The 14,566-nt window shown below is 67.8% G+C and carries 15 protein-coding genes; 9 read left to right on the top strand and 6 right to left on the bottom strand.

Going from position 1 to position 14,566, the window contains the following annotated elements; all coding sequences use genetic code 11:
• Window positions 1-32: 32 nt before the first annotated feature.
• The 3 genes from QM741_RS12170 (at window position 33) to QM741_RS12160 (ending at window position 1,741) form a co-directional block, all read left to right on the top strand.
• Window positions 33-560 carry a bactofilin family protein gene (locus QM741_RS12170; RefSeq protein WP_415207950.1) on the top strand — a complete coding sequence of 176 codons (528 nt, stop codon included), beginning with the start codon at window positions 33-35 and terminating at the stop codon, window positions 558-560.
• Window positions 557-919: a hypothetical protein gene (locus QM741_RS12165; protein ID WP_415207949.1), complete on the top strand. Its 363-nt coding sequence runs from the start codon at window positions 557-559 to the stop codon at window positions 917-919. The genes QM741_RS12170 and QM741_RS12165 overlap by 4 nt, the downstream gene beginning before the upstream one ends.
• Window positions 920-1,075: 156 nt before the next feature.
• Window positions 1,076-1,741: an energy transducer TonB gene (locus tag QM741_RS12160; RefSeq protein ID WP_415207948.1), complete on the top strand. Its 666-nt coding sequence runs from the start codon at window positions 1,076-1,078 to the stop codon at window positions 1,739-1,741.
• A gap of 24 nt (window positions 1,742-1,765) precedes the next feature.
• On the opposite strand, the gene QM741_RS12155 is transcribed toward QM741_RS12160, so the two are convergent.
• Together QM741_RS12155 and QM741_RS12150 are read right to left on the bottom strand one after the other, a co-directional pair.
• Complete coding sequence (locus QM741_RS12155; protein ID WP_415207947.1) at window positions 1,766-2,689, bottom strand: M14 family metallocarboxypeptidase; 924 nt, start codon at window positions 2,687-2,689, stop codon at window positions 1,766-1,768.
• A 61-nt stretch (window positions 2,690-2,750) separates the two neighbouring features.
• Window positions 2,751-3,959 (bottom strand): MFS transporter, encoded by a 1,209-nt coding sequence (locus QM741_RS12150; protein WP_415207946.1) that lies wholly within the window; start codon window positions 3,957-3,959, stop codon window positions 2,751-2,753.
• 190 nt (window positions 3,960-4,149) lie between these two features.
• Here QM741_RS12150 and QM741_RS12145 point away from each other — a divergent pair, with 190 nt between their 5' ends.
• Window positions 4,150-5,238, top strand: coding sequence for a calcium:proton antiporter (locus QM741_RS12145; protein WP_415207945.1), 1,089 nt, complete (start codon window positions 4,150-4,152; stop codon window positions 5,236-5,238).
• A 116-nt stretch (window positions 5,239-5,354) separates the two neighbouring features.
• Complete coding sequence (locus QM741_RS12140; RefSeq protein WP_415207944.1) at window positions 5,355-6,320, top strand: hypothetical protein; 966 nt, start codon at window positions 5,355-5,357, stop codon at window positions 6,318-6,320.
• Window positions 6,321-6,332: 12 nt separating this feature from the next.
• On the opposite strand, the gene QM741_RS12135 is transcribed toward QM741_RS12140, so the two are convergent.
• The gene (locus QM741_RS12135) at window positions 6,333-6,818 is read right to left on the bottom strand and encodes an iron chaperone (RefSeq protein WP_415207943.1); all 486 of its coding nucleotides are present in this window, start codon (window positions 6,816-6,818) and stop codon (window positions 6,333-6,335) included.
• Between the two features lie 210 nt (window positions 6,819-7,028).
• Here QM741_RS12135 and QM741_RS12130 point away from each other — a divergent pair, with 210 nt between their 5' ends.
• From QM741_RS12130 to QM741_RS12120, 3 genes are all read left to right on the top strand, one after another.
• Window positions 7,029-8,186, top strand: a complete 1,158-nt coding sequence (locus QM741_RS12130; RefSeq protein WP_415207942.1) for an isovaleryl-CoA dehydrogenase — start codon at window positions 7,029-7,031, stop codon at window positions 8,184-8,186.
• Between the two features lie 172 nt (window positions 8,187-8,358).
• Window positions 8,359-9,531, top strand: coding sequence for a thiolase family protein (locus QM741_RS12125; RefSeq protein WP_415207941.1), 1,173 nt, complete (start codon window positions 8,359-8,361; stop codon window positions 9,529-9,531).
• Between the two features lie 246 nt (window positions 9,532-9,777).
• Entirely contained in the window at window positions 9,778-10,791 is a 1,014-nt protein-coding gene (locus QM741_RS12120; protein WP_415207940.1) for a hypothetical protein, read from the top strand.
• Between the two features lie 122 nt (window positions 10,792-10,913).
• Here the strand turns inward: QM741_RS12120 and QM741_RS12115 are convergent, their stop codons facing one another.
• Window positions 10,914-11,495, bottom strand: a complete 582-nt coding sequence (locus QM741_RS12115) for a GNAT family N-acetyltransferase (protein ID WP_415207939.1) — start codon at window positions 11,493-11,495, stop codon at window positions 10,914-10,916.
• A gap of 286 nt (window positions 11,496-11,781) precedes the next feature.
• Between QM741_RS12115 and QM741_RS12110 the strand changes: the two genes are divergently transcribed.
• The gene (locus tag QM741_RS12110; RefSeq protein WP_415207938.1) at window positions 11,782-11,970 is read left to right on the top strand and encodes a hypothetical protein; all 189 of its coding nucleotides are present in this window, start codon (window positions 11,782-11,784) and stop codon (window positions 11,968-11,970) included.
• Between the two features lie 63 nt (window positions 11,971-12,033).
• On the opposite strand, the gene QM741_RS12105 is transcribed toward QM741_RS12110, so the two are convergent.
• Window positions 12,034-13,263 carry a UbiH/UbiF/VisC/COQ6 family ubiquinone biosynthesis hydroxylase gene (locus QM741_RS12105; RefSeq protein WP_415207937.1) on the bottom strand — a complete coding sequence of 410 codons (1,230 nt, stop codon included), beginning with the start codon at window positions 13,261-13,263 and terminating at the stop codon, window positions 12,034-12,036.
• Window positions 13,260-14,477 carry a 2-octaprenyl-6-methoxyphenyl hydroxylase gene (ubiH, locus tag QM741_RS12100; RefSeq protein WP_415207936.1) on the bottom strand — a complete coding sequence of 406 codons (1,218 nt, stop codon included), beginning with the start codon at window positions 14,475-14,477 and terminating at the stop codon, window positions 13,260-13,262. The genes QM741_RS12105 and ubiH overlap by 4 nt, the downstream gene beginning before the upstream one ends.
• Window positions 14,478-14,566: the final 89 nt, after the last annotated feature.

Below are 14,566 nucleotides of genomic sequence, written 5' to 3'. Positions count from 1 at the left end.
GGACGATACCGCACACCGACCAGGAGCGCCTCATGGCACTGTGGAAAGAACCGACCAAGCAATCCCCGCCCTCCGGCATCGCCCCCGACCCCGTCGCGCCGGCCCGTTTCGAGGCGCAATCCACGCCGGAACCGAAGCCCGAAGCGGCACCCGTCGTGGCCGTCGCGCCGCTGCGCGCGCAGACGCGCGCCGCCGAGAAATCCGAATCGCTGATCGCGCCCGACATCACCATCGAAGGCAAGATCGAAGGCGCGGGCCACGTGCGCGTCGCCGGCCGTTTCAAGGGCGACATCAACGTGCACGGCGACCTGACGATCGACCCGCGCGCCAATGTCACCGGCAGCGTGCGCGCGGAGAAAGTCGTCGTCGCCGGCGAACTCGTCGGCAACATCGATGCCGCATCGCACGTCGACCTGGCCCAGTCCGGCGCATTGACCGGCGACATCAAGGCCGGCACGCTCACCGTCGCCGCCGGTTCGCGCATGCGCGGGCACGCCGAGTTCGGCTGGGGCGACGAGAAACCGGCCACGCACAAATCCGCGAACGGCTCGGTCTCGTGAGCGTCGCGCGCGCGGGCACGCCCGGCGCGACGCGCCTTTGTCCGCACTGCCGCGAAACAATACTCGAGAGCGCGACGGTGTGTCCGTCGTGCCGGCACCATCTGCGCTACGGCGCGGAGCCGGTCGCGGGAGAGGCGCAGGCCGCGGCGGTCACTCCGCTGCGCGTCGAAGGCAGCTTCCGCAACAGCGAGGGCGGCGCGTGGGAGTATTCGATGGTGCTGACGATCCGCAACGAGCGCGGCGAAGAAATCGCGCGGCGCCTCGTCGGCGTCGGCGCGATGCAGCCCGACGAAGTGCGTGCGTTCACGCTGAGCGTGGAGATGACGCCGGCCGCGCGCGGCGGCCACACGCGGCATTGAACCCGGGCGCGGCGGGCGACGGCCAGCGGCAATCGTGCGAACGGGAAAACTGGACAAGCCCACGTCGATAACGAAATCCGAACGCAGGTTTGCGGCAAACGTGCCAAGCTCGCCTCAAGGCAAGTGGCAAGCGCAACGACGAGAGGAGCAGCAGTCATGGCCCAATCCGGATCTCCCGCCACCCAGGATATGCCGCGCAGGGAACTCTACTATCCGCCCGGCGTTGCGATTCTCGTCGCGCTGGCGTTCGCGGTGAACGCGTGGCTGTTCTATCGTTTGGGTAACGAAGAAGCGTCGAACGTCGATGCCGCGGCAACGCCGCCGGCCACGATCGCCTGGACCGTTCCCGTTCCTTCGTCCTCTTCGGCACCCGACGCCGGCACGCAGGCGCAATCCGCGCAGCAGGCCGTCACCGCGACGGACGAAACCGCCAAGCCCGCGGCGACCGATGCCAGGCCGGCGGCGAAGCATGCGGCCAAGGCAAAGGCCGCAAACCGCATGCTGGCCAAGGCGACCCGGCCTGCTACTCAGTCGACGACGAAGCCGGTCGAGCGCAGCGTCGCGCTGCTGTCGCATCCCAAGCCGGCTTATCCCGCGGCGGCGCTGCGCGAACGCGAGCAGGGCACCGTGCTCGTGCTCGCCCAGGTCGACGTCGCCGGCCATGTCAGCGACGCGCGCGTCGTCCGACGCAGCGGCTCGTACGTCCTCGACCGCGCGGCGATGAACGAAGTGCGCCGCTGGCAATTCGAGCCCGCGCTGCACGACGGCCGTCCCATCGTCGCCAGCGTGCAGGTACCGGTGAACTACCGCCTGCAGGACTGAAATCGTACGTGCGTTCCCTGCGTTCTACGAGCGCGCTGCCAGCGCGTAATCGAGCGCCGCGCACACTGCCGCCACCTGCGCGGCGTTGCACTGCCCGGGCGTCGTGCGCGGGCTGTCGGGATAGACCTCGGTCGTGGTCTTGTAGGGCGCATCGGTGATGCCGGCGCACAGACCGAGTTTCTTCAACTCGTATTCGATCACGCCCGGCGCGACGACGCGCGAGCCGATGATCTCGCCCTTCGCGTCCGCCGGCGCGATGTGCGTCACCTTCGCCACCGCCGCGATGATCGCCCGCTGGAACGCGGGCTGCGGATGTTCGGCGTCGTCGACCAGATAGAAGCCGTCGGGAATCCCTTCGGGCTCGAACGCCTTGCCGTCGCGCGCGGCCAGCGCCGGGCGGAACTCCGACTCGTCGCTGTCGGTGGTTTCGTGCAGGTCGATGTGCACGAGCATACGTTTGCGCAGCGGCGCAACGAGGCTCATCAACGCGGCCGACTCCGGCGCCGGGCTGTCGTCGCGGAACGAACGGTTCGGATCGATCGCGAGCGGATTCCAGCGATGGATGCGCTCGTATGCCCACGGACTGACGCACGGCACGACGAGCAGGTTGACGCGGCCCGCGTAGTCCGCCGCGCGCAGATCGACGAATTGCAGCGCGCCGTGCACGCCGCTGGTCTCGTAGCCGTGCACACCGCCGGTGACCAGCGCGCACGGAAGATCGTCGCGCCACTCGCGGCTGCGGATCGCGAACAGCGGAAACGATTCGGGCGGATAGTCGAGGCGGCCGTACTCGGCCACGTCGAAGCAGCCACGCAGGCGTTCGACGACGCCGAGCACGTCGGTTGCGTAGCTGCGCTTGCGCGTCTGGCGCGACCGCCAGAGCGCTTTCTCGGCCTCGCCCCAGGGCTGGCCGGGAGTGCCGATGGAATGGGTCGTCGGAAGGTTCACAACGTCGCTCGCGAAGGCAATGGGCCGTGAACTTTATCACTGCGGCGATCGCGCGCGGCGATCAACAAACCTCGCAAGTCCGCCATTGGCGCCGGCGCAGCGTGGCCGCGGCCCAAAAATAGACGGCGGTACCGAGCAATGCGGTCGTCGCGCCGACGTAGCCGGTGGCAGTCCAGCCCCAACCCGCCGTGATCGCCATGCCGCCGAGCCACGGACCGAGCGCATTCGCGGCGTTGAACGCCGCATGGTGCGAAGCGGCCGCGAGCGTCTGCGCCTCGCCGGCCACGTCCATTAGATGCGTCTGCAACACCGGGCCGAGCGCGCCCATCATGCCGATCGCGACCGTGATCGGTAGCAGCGTCCACAACGAACCCGCCGCGAGCGGAAACAGCAGCAGCATCGCCGCCGCGCCGAACAGGATCGCCGGCACCGCGCGGAAGCGCAGTCGGTCGAACAGCCAGCCGCCGAGGAAATTGCCGATCACGCCGCCGAGGCCGAAACCGGCGAGGCCAAGCGGAATCAGCGACGCCGGCGCGCGGGTCACCTGCAGCATCGTCGGCGCGAGATAGCTGAACACGCAGAACAGGCCGGAGAAACCGACCGCGCCGATCGCCAGCGCCTGCCACACCGGCGGCCGGTTGAACGCGCGCAGTTCGGCCAGCGCGTGCGCCGGCGCTCCGGTACGGTCGCGCGGCATGAACGCGGCGATCAGCGCCAGCGTGATCGCGGCGACGGTCGATACCATGACGAAGGCCCAGCGCCAGCCGATGGTCTGCCCCATCCACGTCGCGACCGGGTTGCCGATCAGGATGGCCACGGTCAACCCGAACATGGTGAGACTCACCGCCTTGCCGCGTTCCTCGGGCTTGCTGATCGCCACGGCCGCGAGCGCCGCCACGCCGAAATAGGCGCCGTGGGGCAAGCCGGCGACGAAGCGCGCCACCAACATGCCCGCGTAAGTCGGCGCCGCGGCGCTGGCCAGGTTGCCGAGCGCATAGAAGCCCATGAGCAACAGCAACAAGGCGCGGCGCGGCAGGCGCCCGCCGAGGACGGCGAGCAACGGCGCACCGACCACGACACCGAGCGCATACATGCTGATGACGTGGCCGACTTGCGGCTCGCTCACGCCGAAGCTTTTCACCATCTCGGGCATCAGGCCCATCGCCGAGAATTCGCTGGTGCCGATGGCGAAACCGCCGAGCGTCAATGCGGCGAGGATCAGGGCGCGATGGCGCGGCGACACGGCGATCGCCGACGGCGCCGTCCGCATGGTGGAAGTCGTTTCCATAGCGCCATTATGCTGCAAAGCAGCAAAGCCGGGGTGAACGTGAAGAAAACTTCAGGAAAGCGACGGCAAAGCCGACCGCCGGGAAGTGAAACGATTCCCGCATTCGAGTAAGTTCCACTCTGCGCCGACGAATTTTCCACCCGCTTCCGCCGTCGAATGAAGGAAAGCACGCATGAGCGAACCGGTTCGACACAATCCGCCGTGGACACTGGCGGTGCCGCCGCTGGGCATCGCCGTGCTTGCGCTGGCATGGGCTGCGCCGGGCCTGCCGGGCATCGTCGCGCTGCTCGTGCTCGGGCTCGTGGGCAGCGTGATCGCCTCGGTGCACCACGCGGAGGTGATCGCGCATCGCGTCGGCGAGCCGTTCGGCACGCTCGTGCTCGCGCTCGCGGTGACGATCATCGAAGTGGCGCTGATCGTGTCGATGATGCTTTCCGGCGGCGAGGCCACCTCGGGCCTGGCCCGCGACACGGTGTTTGCCGCGGTGATGATCATCCTCAACGGCCTGATCGGCGCGAGCCTGCTGATCGGCGGCGGCCGCCATCATGTGCAGGAATTCAAGCTCGAGGGCATCAACGCCGCGCTCGGCACGTTGACGGTGATCGTCGTGTTCACGCTGATCCTGCCGAATTTTTCCCTCAGCGCGCCAGGCCCGGCCTATACGCGCAGCCAACTGCTGTTCGTCGCCATCGCGACGCTGGTCCTGTTCGCCGCGTTCACCGTGTTCCAGACCATTCGCCATCGCGACTATTTCCTGCCGGCGGACGCGGAGCACGACGACGACGAACACGCGAGGCAACCGTCCAACCGGGAAACCGCGGCCAGCCTGGGCCTGCTGCTGATCGCGCTCGTCGCCGTGGTGCTCAGCGCGAAAGGCATTTCGCCGACCATCGAAGCGGCACTGCACGCGGCCGGCGCGCCGGCGGCGACGGTCGGCATCCTGATCGCCGCGATCGTGCTGCTGCCCGAAAGCGTCGCCGCGATCCGCGCCGCGCACGCCAACCGCCTGCAAACCAGCCTCAACCTCGCGATCGGTTCGGCGATCGCAAGCATCGGCCTCACCGTGCCCACGGTCGCCGTGCTTTCGTTGATCATGGGCTGGCCGCTCGCACTCGGCGTCGACGCGAAATCCACCGTGTTGCTCCTGCTGTCGCTGTTCGTCGCCTCGATCTCGCTGCGCACCGGCCGCACGACGGTGCTGCCCGGCATGGTCCATCTCGTGATGTTCGCAGCCTATCTGTTCCTCAGTTTCGTGCCGTAGAACTCGATCGACAAATTTGAATTCTTCGTGGAATCGGACCGAAATGCGCTTCGATCCATTGCCCGCCCGCGCAAATGCGCCGAGCATGCGAGGCCGTCCATTGCCACCGAACTCCCATGCGCGATTCTTCCTCTCCCGCCTCCTTGCGCCAGCGCCGACGCCTGCTGAAGGCGGCCGGCAACGCCTTGCTCGCCGCGCCGCTGCTGTCCCTCAACGGCTGCAGAACGACCGACGGAGCAAAAAACGCGATGGCCGCAAAAACGCCTCGCTGGGCCAGCGGCGGCACGGCGAAGATCGGCAGCACAGACCGGTTTCCCGACCCGTTCGGCAAGCTCGGCAACGCGTGCGCGCTCACCTGCATGGCCACGATCGGCCCGTGCCACGCGCTCTCGCCCGAGCGCAGCGACATCAGCGACGGATGGGACGGCCTGCCGCTGCGTCTGGCCCTGCGCGTGGTCGATGCCGACTGCAGGCCGCTACCGGATGCCATCGTCGAGATCTGGCACACCAACCACACCGGCGGCTATTCCGGCCGGATCGCTCCGATGTGCAACAACGACCAGGCCGATCTCGACAAGCGCTTTTTCCGCGGCTACCAGCGCACGAACGCGCACGGCCGCGTCGACTTCGACACCTGCTACCCGGGCTGGTACCGCGGCCGCGCGGTGCACATCCACTTGCGCGTGATGACGGGCGATTACCGGAGCGACGATCGCGCGCCGACCAGCGTCACCACACAATTGTTCTTCTCGGATGCCATGAACCGCGACGTCTTCACCCGACATCCGCTCTACCGCATCCACGGAGTGCCTGAGACGTCACTCGACCGCGACGGCGTGATCGGCGCGGAAAAAGACAAATCGCCCTACCTGTGCGACACCGTACGCATGGACGACGGCGTCCTGTTCGCGTCGAAAACCCTGATCGTGCGCGCATCGCCGAACGACGTCGTCTGCGAAGCGAAGGGAATGATGCCTCCCGGCGGGCCGCATGGCCCCGGCGGACCGCCGCCCGGTTTCCCGCCTCCGCCGGCAGCGGGCTATCCGCCGCCGCCCGGTGAGGGGCCGCCGTCGAATCCGTGACGCTTCGGATTTTCAGCCCACGGCTTTTTTCACGAGCGCGCCGATCTTCGCCTCGACGGCGGCGGTCAACTCCTTGAGCGCGAACGCGCTTGGCCATATCGCGCCGTCGTCTAGCCTCGCCTTGTCGCTGAAGCCGAACGTGGCGTAGCGCGTGCCGAATTTCTGCGAACTCTGGAAGAAGCAGACGACCTTGTCGTCCTTGGCATACGCCGGCATGCCGTACCAGGTTTTCGGCGACAATGCCGGCGCCGCGGCGGTGATGATCGCATGCAGGCGCCTGGCCATCGCGCGGTCCGGTTCCTTCATCGCGTCGATCGCCGCGAGGGCGGCGCTTTCGCCTTCCGCCCTGTTTCGGCCAGCGCGCGCTTCGGCCTTCTTCTCCTGGAGGTAGGCCTTCATCGCCTCTCGCTCTTCCGCCGTGAATCCCGTGGACGATTTGCTGGCGGCGACTGTGTTCCGCGCGGAGTTGCGCACGTTTTTCTTCGCGGGTTGGCGCATGAGGAATTCCTCGCTCGGATTGGGTCCGCCGATTCAACCGCGTTGTTGCACGCGGATCAAGTCGCGCGCCGTGGGCCTGGCCGGTCGGCAACGCACACATCGGAAACCGGCTTGCCGGGCGCTCGACATTCGCGATGGCGTCGCCGCGTCATGCGGATGCGGCGGCCGCTGCGTTATCATGCGCGGACCATTCGCACGAAAGATCGCGCCATGCGTCCATTTCCGCTCGGTGAAGAACTCGACCTGCTGCGCGACACCGTAGCGGCGTTCGCGGACAAGGAAATCGCGCCGCGCGCGAACGCGATCGATCACGACAACCTGTTCCCGTCCGACTTGTGGCGCAAGCTCGGCGACATGGGCCTGCTCGGCATCACCGTGCCGACCGAATACGGCGGCTCCGGCATGGGCTATCTCGCCCATCTCGTCGCGATGGAGGAAATCTCGCGCGCCTCGGGCTCGGTCGGCCTGTCCTACGGCGCGCATTCGAACCTCTGCGTCAACAACATCCTGCACAACGCGAACGAGGCGCAGAAGAAAAAGTATTTGCCCAAGCTGTGCAGCGGCGAGTTCGTCGGCGCGCTCGCGATGAGCGAGCCGGGCGCGGGTTCCGACGTGGTCGGCTCGATGACTTGTCGCGCGGAACAAAAAGGCGACGTGTGGATCGCCAACGGCTCGAAGATGTGGATCACCAACGGTCCCGACGCCGACGTGCTGCTGGTCTACATGCGCACCGCGCACCGCCCGGCGGGCTCGCGCTGCATGACCGCGTTCCTCGTCGAGAAAGGCATGAAGGGTTTCTCCACCGCCCAGAAGCTCGACAAGCTCGGCATGCGCGGTTCGAACACCTGCGAGCTCGTGTTCGACAACTGCGAGATTCCCGATGCGAACCGCGTCGGCGAGATCAACGAAGGCGTGCGCGTGCTGATGGGCGGCCTCGACACCGAACGCCTGGTCCTGTCCGGCGGCCCGATCGGTTTGATGCAAGCCGCGCTCGACATCGCCCTGCCCTACGTGCGCGAGCGCAAGCAGTTCAACGCGCCGATCGGCACGTTCGGCATCATGCAGGCGAAGATCGCCAACATGTATACTTTGCTGCAATCCTCGCGCGCCTACGCCTATGTGGTCGCGCAGGAATTCGACGCCAACCGCAAGTCGCGCATCGACCCGGCCTCGTGCCTGCTCAACGCATCCCAGAACGCGGTCAAGGTCGCGCTCGAGGCGATCCAGGCGCTCGGCGGCAACGGCTACATCAACGAATACCCGACCGGCCGCATCCTGCGCGACGCCAAGCTCTACGAGATCGGCGCGGGCACGAACGAGATCCGCCGCATGCTGATCGGGCGCGAATTGTTCCACGGCAAGTCATGACCTGCGTCGTACACGGCGATCTGCGCGTGCCGGAAACATGCGGGCTACCGCCGCATCGCCGAGCACGGCGCCGGGACTCGTTTTCAGACTTTAGTTCCAATTGCCGCGCCAGTGCCATGGCGCGATAATCGGGGGCCCGTCTTTTTCGACACAGCACAGTAAGGAACCCACCATGTCAGACATCGTCATCGTCGGCGCCAAGCGCACCGCCATCGGCTCCATGCTCGGCCAGTTCACGGGCGTGCCGACGCCCACGCTCGGCGCCGCGGCGATCAGGGCCGCGCTCGATGCGTCCGGCGTACCCGCCGCCGACGTTTCGGAAGTCATCATGGGCTGCGTGCTGCCGGCCAATCTCGGCCAGGCGCCGGCGCGCCAAGCCGCGCTTGCGGCCGGCCTGCCGAAGTCGGCCGGCGCGACGACGATCAACAAGGTCTGCGGCTCGGGCATGAAGGCGATCATGCTCGCCACCGATCTGATCAAGGCCGGCTCGGCGACGGTCGTCGTCGCCGGCGGCATGGAATCGATGACCAACGCGCCGCACATGGTCGCGGCGCGCACGGGCCTGCGCTACGGCGATGCCAAGCTCGTCGACCACATGGCGTGGGACGGCCTGACCAATCCCTACGACGGCAAGTCGATGGGCGTGTTCGCCGACGCCACCGCTGCGAAGTACGGTTTCACGCGCGAGCAGCAGGATGCGTTCACGATCGAGAGCGTGAAGCGCTCGCAGGCCGCGATCGCCTCGGGGGCGTTCGTCGATGAAATCGTTCCGGTCAAGGTCGCCACGCGCAAAGGCGACGTCGAATTCGCCACCGACGAGCAGCCGGGCAAGTCCGACGTCTCGAAGATTCCCTCGCTCAAGCCCGCGTTCGCGAAGGACGGCACGGTTACCGCGGCCAGTTCCTCGAGCATCTCCGACGGCGCCGCCGCGACCGTGCTCATGAGCGCCGACGAAGCGAAAAAGCGCGGCGTGAAGCCGATCGCGCGCATCGTCGCGCACGCGACCAATTCGCACGAACCGGAATGGTTCACCACCGCGCCGGTCGGCGCGATCCAGAAGGTGCTCGACAAGGCCGGCTGGAAGGCCGGCGACGTCGACCTGTACGAGGTCAACGAGGCGTTCACCGTCGTCGCGATGGCGCCGATGAAGGACCTCGGCATCGCGCACGAGAAGCTCAACGTCAACGGCGGAGCCTGTGCGCTCGGCCATCCGATCGGCGCGTCGGGCGCGCGCCTCGTCGTCACCCTGTTGCATGCGTTGAAGAAGCGCGGCGGCAAGAAAGGCGTCGCTGCGCTCTGCATCGGCGGCGGTGAAGCGACCGCGATCGCCGTGGAATTGGTTTAAGCCTCCGTCCAGGCGTCCGGCCGGGCTTCATTGCCGCGGCCGGATGCCCCACACCCGCACATCGCGGATTTGACCTGAGTCAAACGGTCGCGGCTCGCGCCGGCTAGGCTGGTTGCCTTCACTCGCAACTGCGCTTCCCGGCCGGATGTTCCAACCCTGTTCCAGCACGTCGACGCGAACCGCGCACATGCCGTCGCGCGCGGGCACCGGCGCGCCGCCGAACGCCGCGCGCCGGCGCGCAAGACCATGAGCGGGAACAGAACGCCGGGAGAATCGCCGTTCGTCGCGCCGGCCGCGGTCGAAGCCTGGGATGCGTGGTTCCGCTGGCGCGAAAACGGCGTATTGCGCGACGACACCATCGAAGCGACTTGGCAACGCGTGGCCGCGACGCTCGCCACCGTCGAGCCTGGCGGCGAACGCTGTGCGTTCGAGCGCCGTCTGCTCGATGCGTTCGCCGATTGGCGTCTGCTGCTCGACGAACGCATCCTCGCCGCCGCCGGCACCGAGGCCACGCCGTGGCCGGACGACGGCCTCGTCGCGGTGCTGAACCTTGCCGGCTTCGTGCGCCCGTCTCCCGCATCACAGGCCGTGATCGACTGTGCCGCGGTGAAACACTGCGCCGGCCTCGCTGCGCATGCGCTCGACAACGCCATCGTCCTGCGTCGCGACTCGCACCGGACCGCGAAACGGCTGCGCATCGGCGTCATTGGCCTTGCCGATGCGTTGGCCCTGCTCGGCCTGGATTACGCCTGCGCCGAAGCGCGCATGCAGGCCCGGCGGATCGCCCAAGCGCTTGCCGAAGGCAGCCTCGACGCAACGATCGCGCTGGCCGAGTCGCGTGGCCGCGCATTGCGCTGCGACGCCGCCTGGTTCGAGCGCGCGCGCCTGCGCGAGACGCCGACCGACCTCGTCGCGCGCGCGCGCAGGCACGGACTTCGCCACATCGGATTGACGGCGATCACCCCGCAACCGCGCCTGGCGCGATTCGCGAACGACGTCGGCGACGCCATCCATCCGTTGGCGACCGCCGCGCGCGGTGGTTCGGGTCCGGCAAAGCGGGTACGGGCGTCGGTGCCGTCCCAGCTCGACATGCGCGCCGCGATGCAGCCGTGGATGGACGAATCCCTCTCTCTGCCGGTGCAATCGAACCGCAAGCCGTCGCCGGCGGAACATCTGGACTGGTATGCGCGCGCCGCCGCGTTGGGGCTCGGCGCGCTGTCCTGGCGGCGCGCAGCTCCGGCGCCCTCGCCGCAGCCCTGAAACGGCGATGCGCCGATGCCCTGAGGGTATCTACAAAATAAACCCGCCCTCGCGAAAAAGGAGGACTCTTCCTTCCCCCGCTACGCAGGGGAAGCGAAAGCATCCGCTTCGACAATTCCCTCTCAGGCGCCGGCGGCTTTCAGATTTAGGGAATGCAATACCTGGCTGCCGTCCTGCGGATCGGGCACGCGCTCGAAACCGAGAAACTCCGCCAGCGCGCACATGTTTTCGTTTTCCCGCGCGTCGATCGAGTACATCCGCGCATAGCCGCGCTGGCGCGCGATCTCGATCAGATGACGCATGAGGATCGTTGCCAGGCCCTTGCCCTGCCAATCGTCGGCCACGGCGACGGCACATTCGCATTGGACTTCGCTCGGGTCCGCGCTGAAGCGCGCAACGCCGACTTCGCGCTTTTCCGCGCCGTCGGCAACCAAGGCGATGAAGGCAGCCTCGTGCGCGGGGTCCGGATGAGTGAACTTGTCCAGCAATGCCCGGTCCGGCGTCGTCATTTCGCCGAGAAAACGATAACGCCGCGACTGCGGCGAGAGGCGCTCGATGAACCTGCGTTCCAGATCGACGTCGGTGCCGGCAATGGGGCGAATCAGCACCGTCGTGCCGTCGCGCAGCTTCTCTTTCCATTCGGGCGCCGAGGCGGCGCCGCCATGTTCGGGGTGCTCTGGCGAATGCAATGCAGTGGCGATCATGGACGATACCTCCGGTCGGCGGGTGGGCAATGCGGAAGTTCGCGCCGTCGCATCGGATTGGCTTTTTCCGCACCGCATACGAAGGTGCGCCCAGCCGCCGAAACGCGTATTGACCGCCGTCAAATTCACCTCCGCTTCCCGCAACGCACGAACGGAGGCCGGTCTTGATGAAGATCAACGTCGCGCGTCGATCTGCCGGCTATGGTTTCCCCGTTCGGCATACGGAACGGCATCCGCGCCCCGGCGCTCACATCCCACCGCGACGAAGCGGAATCCAGGGGGTTCCATGAATTTCTCCGACCCGACCTACCTGATCCTCGCGCTCGCACTTGCGCTGCCGATGGCGATCCTCGCCGTGCTCAACGGGCTGCTGCGCGAGCGCGGCGGCTTTCTGCGCGGCTGGGCCGGCGCGATCTTCGTCGGACTTTGCTGGATGGCAGCGCTGGGCTTCATCGTCCGCCGCCTCGCGGAATAAGCGTCGCCGCGGCATGGAAAATTGCCATCCGGAGCCGGCGCAAAATCAAAGGTCCTTCGCGGCTCAACCTGCCGCGTGGTGCGCAAAGAAACGCTTGAGCGGAGCGACGCGATCGACCAGGGCGAGGCCCACGCCGCGCAGGGCGGCGACGGCCGCGACATCGCTGCCGAATCCGCGCTGGATCACATCGAAGGCGTTTGCCGCGATCGCATTGTCGCTGCGCCGGCGGCGCTCGTAACGGCGCAAAGTATACTCTGATGCAAAGTCGTGGCTGGAATCGGCCACTTTGCGATTCTTCGCTTCGGCCAGCACGTTCGCAAGCTCGACCGCATCGCGGAAACCGAGATTGACGCCCTGCCCCGCCAGCGGATGCACCACGTGCGCGGCATCGCCGACGAGCGCGAAACGCGGCGCGGCGTAGCGTTCGGCGAGGCGCAGGCGCAACGGGAATGCGGCGCGCCGTGTCGTCGCGGTGATCGCGCCGAGGCGGAAATCGAACGCCGCGCCGAGCTCGGTACGGAACGCCACGTCGTCGAGCGCGAGCAGGCGCTCGGCCTCGTCGTTCGGCACCGACCAGACGATCGAACTGCGCCCGTCGGCGAGCGGCAGGAACGCCAGCGTCGCGCCCGGCAGGAAACGCTGCCACGCGGTCGCCTCGTGCGCGCGCTCGTGCGCGACGTGCGCGACGATGCCGCGCTGCGCGTAATCGCGGTCCCGCGTCGCGATGCCGAGCAGGCCGCGCAGCGCTGAATCGTCGCCGTCCGCGGCGACGACGAGGCGCGCCTTCAGTTGCGTGCCGTCGTCGAGGGTGAGGAGCCGTGATTCGTGATTCGTGATTCGTGATTCGATGGCGGCGCCGGTGGACACTTCGGTCGCTACCACACGCGCGGGACAATGCAGCCGGATCGCCGGCTGGCGCTCGATCGCCCGCCACAGCGCCGACTGGATCAACTTGTTCTCGACGATGTAGCCGAGCGCGGCCGCGCCCTCGTCGGCGGCGTCGAAACCCAGACTGCCCGGTGCGAGCGCGTCCCATACCTGCATGCGCCGGTATGCGCTCGCACGCGATGCAGCAATGGACGTCCAGACGTCCAAACGTTGCAATAGCGCGATCGACGAGGCGGCCAACGCAACGACGCGCAGATCGACTTCGTCCTCCGCGCGCCACGGCGCCGGCGGCCGCGATTCCACCAACGCCACGTCGAAGCCGCGCTGCGCGAGATCGAGCGCGAGCGCCGCGCCGACCATGCCGGCGCCGACGATCGCAACGTCGAAAAGTCTTCGACCGCTCATGGGAAATGCCTCAATGCCAGTGCAGGCGAATGCCCGCGAAAACCCATGCCTCGCGCAACGAGCGCCTGCTTCAGCGGCGCGATCCGATCGATCGCAATCAGACCGAGCGAGCGCAACGCTTTCAGCGGCAATGCCTCGTCCGCCGTCCACCGCGCCAGGCCGTCGCTCATCGCGGCGGTGCCTTCACGATCCTTCCGGCGCAGTTCCGCATGGCGCTTCAGCAGCGAAGCAGCGCCGGCATCGCCGCCGGCGCGTGCCTGTTCGACCAGCAGTTCGGCGAGCGTCAGCGCGTCGCGCAGGCCGAGGTTGAAGCCTTGCGCGCCGATCGGATGGATCGTTTGCGCCGCGTTCCCCACCAATACCGTGCGAGTTGCAACCAAGCGTCGCGCGATCACGCGCGTCAGCGGATGCGACACGCGTCTGCCGAGCCGCGAGAACTTGCCGAGCCGGTAACCGAAGCGCTCGTGCAGTTCGGCGATGTAACCCGCATCGTCGAGCGCAGCCACGCGCGGCGCATCGGCCGATGGCACGGTCATGACGACACCGGCACGGCCTTGCGCCAGCGGCAGCAAGGCCACCGGGCCGGTTGCAGTGAAGCGCTCGTAGGCGCAACCGTCCATCGCGCGTTCCGGCTGCACGGTGGCGACAAAGGCGGTCTGCGCGTAGTCGACCTTGTCGATGCCGATGCCGCACGCATCGCGCACGAACGAAGCCGTGCCATCGGCGCCGACCAGCAGGCACGCGCGCAGATGCTTCTCGCCATCGTCGGCGGCGAGCGTGGCGACGACGCCATTCGCGTCGCCCGCAATCGCGGTGAGCTTCGCCGGCGCGTAGCGCACAAGACTCGCACAGCGCTCAAGCCGCGCGAGCAAGCCGTTGCCAAGCTCGCGCGCCGGACAAGTCGCGCCGAACGCGTCGAGGCCGTGCTCCGCCGCATCGAGCCTGACCACGCCGAACTCGCCGCGGCGGCTGACGTGCACGCGCCGGATCGGCGTCGCCTTCGCCTCGATCGACGGCCACACGCCGAGCGCGGTCAGCGCGTTCACGCTCGCGCGAGCGAGCGCGAGGCTGCGCTCGTCCGGATCCGCGGCGGGATCGATTCGCGGCGCCACCGCCTCGACCTGGGCGACGCGCAGGCCGCTGCCGTCGAGCGCGATGGCCAGGCTGGAACCGACCAGGCCTCCGCCGACGATAAGGACATCCACTTCGTTCATGGCGCGCATCATACCGGGCATGCCCCAGCACGGATATCGATCATCATGCGAGGCCGCCGATTGCCGGTATAATGCCCACGTCTCTTCCG

Origin of the sequence: Rudaea sp. (genome assembly GCF_047601565.1) — a bacterium.
Taxonomy (GTDB): domain Bacteria; phylum Pseudomonadota; class Gammaproteobacteria; order Xanthomonadales; family Rhodanobacteraceae; genus Rudaea.
The sequence above is the reverse complement of the archived record's forward strand: the minus strand, read 5'-3'. Positions and strand labels throughout refer to the sequence as shown.

Excerpts from the sequence above, each read along its gene's own strand:
- ubiH (WP_415207936.1), bottom strand. The coding sequence starts at position 14,477 with ATGAACGAAGTGGATGTCCTTATCGTCGGCGGAGGCCTGGTCGGTTCC.
- QM741_RS12125 (WP_415207941.1), top strand. The coding sequence starts at position 8,359 with ATGTCAGACATCGTCATCGTCGGCGCCAAGCGCACCGCCATCGGCTCC.
- QM741_RS12105 (WP_415207937.1), bottom strand. The coding sequence starts at position 13,263 with ATGAGCGGTCGAAGACTTTTCGACGTTGCGATCGTCGGCGCCGGCATG.
- QM741_RS12145 (WP_415207945.1), top strand. The coding sequence starts at position 4,150 with ATGAGCGAACCGGTTCGACACAATCCGCCGTGGACACTGGCGGTGCCG.
- QM741_RS12110 (WP_415207938.1), top strand. The coding sequence starts at position 11,782 with ATGAATTTCTCCGACCCGACCTACCTGATCCTCGCGCTCGCACTTGCG.
- QM741_RS12170 (WP_415207950.1), top strand. The coding sequence starts at position 33 with ATGGCACTGTGGAAAGAACCGACCAAGCAATCCCCGCCCTCCGGCATC.
- QM741_RS12120 (WP_415207940.1), top strand. The coding sequence starts at position 9,778 with ATGAGCGGGAACAGAACGCCGGGAGAATCGCCGTTCGTCGCGCCGGCC.
- QM741_RS12115 (WP_415207939.1), bottom strand. The coding sequence starts at position 11,495 with ATGATCGCCACTGCATTGCATTCGCCAGAGCACCCCGAACATGGCGGC.
- QM741_RS12160 (WP_415207948.1), top strand. The coding sequence starts at position 1,076 with ATGGCCCAATCCGGATCTCCCGCCACCCAGGATATGCCGCGCAGGGAA.
- QM741_RS12140 (WP_415207944.1), top strand. The coding sequence starts at position 5,355 with ATGCGCGATTCTTCCTCTCCCGCCTCCTTGCGCCAGCGCCGACGCCTG.
- QM741_RS12150 (WP_415207946.1), bottom strand. The coding sequence starts at position 3,959 with ATGCGGACGGCGCCGTCGGCGATCGCCGTGTCGCCGCGCCATCGCGCC.
- QM741_RS12130 (WP_415207942.1), top strand. The coding sequence starts at position 7,029 with ATGCGTCCATTTCCGCTCGGTGAAGAACTCGACCTGCTGCGCGACACC.
- QM741_RS12135 (WP_415207943.1), bottom strand. The coding sequence starts at position 6,818 with ATGCGCCAACCCGCGAAGAAAAACGTGCGCAACTCCGCGCGGAACACA.